The organism is Micromonospora solifontis, from assembly GCF_003725545.1.
Lineage (GTDB): Bacteria > Actinomycetota > Actinomycetes > Mycobacteriales > Micromonosporaceae > Micromonospora > Micromonospora solifontis.
The window spans coordinates 1-1027 of the sequence record NZ_RJLN01000198.1; the positions used below are offsets into that span (position 1 = coordinate 1).

The following is a 1027-nucleotide window of genomic DNA, read 5'->3' on the forward strand; positions in this document are numbered from 1 at the left end:
CCGCGACCGCCCCCGGGTGGAGTGCTCCTCCTCCCGGGTCACCATGTAGGAGGGACACATCACGCCCCCCTCGTGCCGGCGGCACTTGCCGACGCCCACGCAACGCAGCACCGCCTCCCCGAAGCTGCCGCCGTCGTTCGGATAGCGGAACACCGTCCCCACGTCGCCGTGGTCGTAGTCCGCCCCGAGGCGCAGGTGGCTGTCCAGCGGGTACGGCGGCATCACCTTGCCGGGATTCATCCGGTCGTCCGGGTCGAAGATCGCCTTGAACTGCCCGAACCCCCTCATCAGCCGATCACCGAACATCTTCGGCAGCAGCTCGCCCCGGGCCTGCCCGTCGCCGTGCTCACCGGAGAACGAGCCGCCGTACGAGGCGACCAGGTCGGCCGCGCGTTCCAGGAAGGCCCGGAACTGGCGGACCCCATCGGCGGTACGCAGCCGGAACGGGATCCGGCTGTGCACACAGCCCTGCCCGAAGTGCCCGTAGACGGAGGCCTTCTCGAAGTCGAACTCCCGGTAGAGCCGGTCGAGGTCACGGAGATAGTCACCGAGCCGGTCCGGGGCGACGGCGGCGTCCTCCCAGCCCGGCCCGCTGTTCTTGTAGTCCGGCACGTGCGCGGTGGCCCCCAGCGCCGCGTCGCGCACCTCCCACATCCGCTTCTCGTCGGCCGGGTCGGTGAATCTGTGCACCGTGGGCCCGCCGTCGCCGCGCAGGTCGGCGATGAGCCGATCTGCCGCGGACCGCGCCTGCTCAGCGGTGTCGCCGCCGAGCTGGACCATCAGCCAGGCGCCGCCCTCGGGCAGCTCGTGCAGCGCCGCCGGATGCAGGTCCTTGCGCCGCTCAAAGTTGATCAGCTTGTCGTCGATGCCTTCCAGTGCGATCGGTCGGTGGGTCAGGACGCGGGGCACGTCGTCGCCGGCGGCGGCGATGTCGGGGTAGCTGAGAAACACCAGGGCGGAGGCCTTGACGACCGGGACCAGCTTCAGCCGGGCGCGCAGGATGGTGACCAGGGTGCCCTCGGAGCCC

1 protein-coding gene is annotated in these 1027 nt (G+C 71.1%); it reads right to left on the reverse strand.

Annotated elements, in window-relative coordinates; genetic code table 11:
• Positions 1-1027 (reverse strand): FAD-linked oxidase C-terminal domain-containing protein (locus EFE23_RS27840; RefSeq protein WP_305034650.1); only part of this gene is annotated, 1027 nt, incomplete at both ends.